At 71.3% G+C, this 3,354-nt stretch carries 4 protein-coding genes and 1 pseudogene; 3 read left to right on the top strand and 2 right to left on the bottom strand.

What is annotated here, in order from left to right; translation table 11 throughout:
• Positions 1–374: 374 nt before the first annotated feature.
• Together EV188_RS31275 and EV188_RS31270 are read right to left on the bottom strand one after the other, a co-directional pair.
• Positions 375–623, bottom strand: a complete 249-nt coding sequence (locus EV188_RS31275) for a hypothetical protein (protein WP_133830262.1) — start codon at positions 621–623, stop codon at positions 375–377.
• A complete protein-coding gene (locus EV188_RS31270) occupies positions 624–965 on the bottom strand; it encodes a DUF6247 family protein (RefSeq protein WP_133830261.1) in 342 nt (113 codons plus the stop codon).
• Between the two features lie 1,243 nt (positions 966–2,208).
• On the opposite strand from EV188_RS31270, the pseudogene EV188_RS32875 reads away from it, so the two are divergent.
• The 3 genes and pseudogenes from EV188_RS32875 to EV188_RS32870 form a co-directional block, all read left to right on the top strand.
• Positions 2,209–2,409 (top strand): annotated as a pseudogene (locus tag EV188_RS32875) (Mu transposase domain-containing protein); the annotation flags it as partial.
• Between the two features lie 96 nt (positions 2,410–2,505).
• Complete coding sequence (locus EV188_RS31265) at positions 2,506–2,889, top strand: GNAT family N-acetyltransferase (RefSeq protein ID WP_243742137.1); 384 nt, start codon at positions 2,506–2,508, stop codon at positions 2,887–2,889.
• Between the two features lie 14 nt (positions 2,890–2,903).
• Positions 2,904–3,062, top strand: coding sequence for a hypothetical protein (locus EV188_RS32870; protein ID WP_243742136.1), 159 nt, complete (start codon positions 2,904–2,906; stop codon positions 3,060–3,062).
• Positions 3,063–3,354 lie beyond the last annotated feature (292 nt).

Raw genomic sequence — 3,354 nt, 5'->3', positions numbered from 1 at the left:
CCCCCACTGGCATGAAAGGTCAGGCGACTCAAAGAAACCCCACGACACCACAACCCACAAAGGGACGCGATGCCGACGAGGACAAACACACCAAACATTCAGCACACTGTTGAGTTCTCAAAGGACAACCACACCACCGTACCAACCCACTCACTGAGTGGACCTTCCGGAGGGCGACCTTCCTATCTTACTGCGTCGACCGGACCGGGTTCAACCCCTGTGTTCTGGCGACGTGGAGAATAGTACACGGGCGATCAGACGCCCTTCACCGGGGGGTGGGTCAACATCATCGGCGCAGGTCAGGGCTCAGTTCCGAGGTCCGAGACGTCGACAGGCCCGCGTCCGAGCCCGTTCAGAGGCGACGTGCCGTGTCGCTACCCGGCCCAGTGCACCTGCAGGAGGTCCACCCGTTCGAGGTGCTCGACGACCACGTAGGTCACCAGACCGGAGCCGGCGAAGCTCATGGTGCGGACGGCCCCGCCCGGGTTGCGGTCCACCAGCGGGTCACCGGACCACGGCACGAGCTCGAGCACGTCGATCACCGCGGCGAGACCCACCAACGCCTCCGCGGGCAGCGTCTGGAGTGCCTCGCGGACGGAACCGACGTCGACGACGTAGGCCACCTACAGGCCGAGGTCCGCACGCACCTCACGCCACGGGGCCCTGGGCGACGCCGGTCCTTCGCCGGCGCGGGCGGTGGCCGCGGCGTCGAGCAGCGCCCGGTACCCCTCCGCACCGCCTGCGGCGGCCGTCACGCGGGCGACCCGACGCCAGGCGTCGAGGCACTGCAGCACGATCGTCAGGTCGTACGTGTCCGCGGCCCGGGCGAGGGCTGCGCGCCACTGGCGGTCGAACTCCACCGCGCTCTCGGGCGCCAGGACGGCACGGACCTCCGCGGGCGTGGCCTCGGCCCAGGTCCCGGCGTCTCCTCCCCCTGGGGGGACGGGCGACGCGGCGGTGGTCATGACGCGAGCCTACGGGTGGGGCCGTCCTGTCGTCCCGGGGCAACACGCTGCCGCTCCGCCGCGGGGGGGATCTCGAAGACGTGACCGGCTGATGTCACGGGCGCTCCGGCACTCTGGCTGCAGTCTCCGCGGCGTCTCCATCCGCCGGTGCCGGGACACGAGCCCTCGCTGCCCCTCCCTCGTGTCCCGGGCCGACAGAGCCACGGCGCAACGAGCCCAGGCAGGCCCCGAAGGCGGGCGCACATCGGCACGGGACACCGCCGCGATTGGCCGGGCCCCGGTGTCGCCCAGTGGCGGTGGCGCGTCTCGCACTGACGCCTCATGGGGCACGCTGAGCTGAGCCCCACAGGCTCGGTGATCCGTACCCGCGCCTCGTGGCGCGTGTGGTGATCCTCCGTCGGGAGAACGCGGAGCGAGGACGCGACGGCGTGCCCCATCCCGGATCCCGTGCGTCGTGAGCACCCGAGTACGAGCACGCCGACGGTCGTCCCGGTGCCTGCACCACGACCGACTCGTCGACAGAGTGATCCGCCGAGGGCAGGGTCCGCTGGTCGGCTCGCCCCGGCGTGCGACGAGCTCTACGGCCACGAGCCGGACACTCGGCGTCCGCGGTCAGGGGAGCCCCACCAGCTGGTCGGGCTCCCCACCGTTGTCCGCGACCGGCTCCCACCAAGGCGAGCGGCCGCCCCGTGGCGCCGCGCCACCCTCGGCGGCCTCGTCCCCCGGGTGCGCGACTGCCTGCTGAGCCCGACGAGGTGGCGGCCCACCGTAGGCGGGTGGCTCATCGCACGCCTTCGAGCAGGCCCAGAGCCGCCGATCACGTCCGAGCCGCCGCCGTGAGTATTGGCATCGTGGCACTCCCGGTCTCGAGCTCGAGGCCGCCGACGACGGAAGTGACGGTCGCCCGAGTGGCAGGGGGTGAAGGAGAGGGTCGCCGTCGGTGGAAGGGCACCCAACGGACCCGCGGTGCCCACGGCGGCGAGGTGTCGCTCGATGCGCAGCCGGCGTGCCGTGCGGGGCTTGGCCCGCCGCCGGCGGCAGCAGCAGCAGCAGCACGGCGCTGCTGCCGTACTCGACAGAGACGGCGCGCCCGTAGATTCGCCGGGAGCGTGGTCGCGGCATTGGCCGTGGACGAGCGCCGGCGCCGAGGAGACAACTCAGCATCCGTAGGAGGGGCGTCGCGGCCGCCAAGGGTCCAGGTCGAGCCCGGCCCACGTGGATCCACGCAACGACGACCCCGCAGCCGCCGATCGACCCGCCGACCGGGCTGGGCGCGCGGGTCCGGCTGGCGCGGGACCACGACAGCCGGGTCGACACCTGCGGCTCCTCGGTCGACCCCCGCGCGATCGGCCGGTTCGTCGACGTCACCGCCGCACTCTCGACCGTCACGGCGGTCCGCGACGGCGAACTCGTCGCCCACCACGAACGCCGTCATGGGCACCGCCACCAGCGACGGCACCACCAGCAACACCGCTGGCAGCACCGCGAAGCACGACCAGAACGGCCAAGCCAGCGCTTCCGGTCGTCGCAGGATGGTCGGATGGAACAGGCCACGCTGACGACGGCGCGGCTGCTGTTGGTGCCGCTGGCCGACGAGCACCTCGATCACGAGGTCGAGCTCGACGCCGATCCTGAGGTCATGCGCTACCTCGCGCACGGCCCGAGCAGCCGCGAGACCACCGAGCAGGCCCACCGCGACCGAATCGAACAGGCACGCAGCCTGCCCGGGATGGGGTTGTGGGCCGGGTTCGCCGATGGACAGTTCGTCGGCTGGTGGCTACTGCGACCCCGCAGCCGCAACCCCGAAGACCGCGAGATCGAACTCGGCTACCGCCTGCTGCGCCGGTTCTGGCGCCAGGGCCTGGCAGCGAAGGCGGCCGCGAGCTCATCCGCCACGCCTTCGAGGACCTCAACGCCTCGCTGATCTATGCCGACACCATGGCGGTCAACCACGCCTCCCGCGCCACCATGAACTCGCTCGGCCTGCGCTACGCGCGCGCCTTCCACCACGAGCGAGACCCCTCCCGGCTCGGGGCCGAGCACGGCGACGTCGAGTACTCCACCACCCGCGAGCAGTGGCTCAACCAACGCTCGTGACCCACGGGGGTCAGGATTCAGAGTCCGCCAGGGGGTCAACTGTCAGAGATCGTTGACACGTGACGCCGTGCTCCGCGAGCTCGTCGACCCCTGAGGCCGCCGGCTCGGAGTCCGGCGGGACGTAGTGATCGACGCAAGAAGAGATTCCGGAAATGACAAAAGGGGCGAGGCTCCCGGGGGTGGGAGTCTCGCCCCTGTTGTGGTGGTGCGTGTGTGGGGGTGGTCGGGTGTTCCGGCGGTGTCCTACTCTCCCACGACCTGTCGGTCGCAGTACCATCGGCGCTGGAGGGCT

The organism is Actinomycetospora succinea, assembly GCF_004363095.1.
In the GTDB taxonomy this organism is placed as follows: Bacteria; Actinomycetota; Actinomycetes; order Mycobacteriales; family Pseudonocardiaceae; genus Actinomycetospora; species Actinomycetospora succinea.
This window is presented reverse-complemented; position numbering and strand designations above follow the sequence as displayed.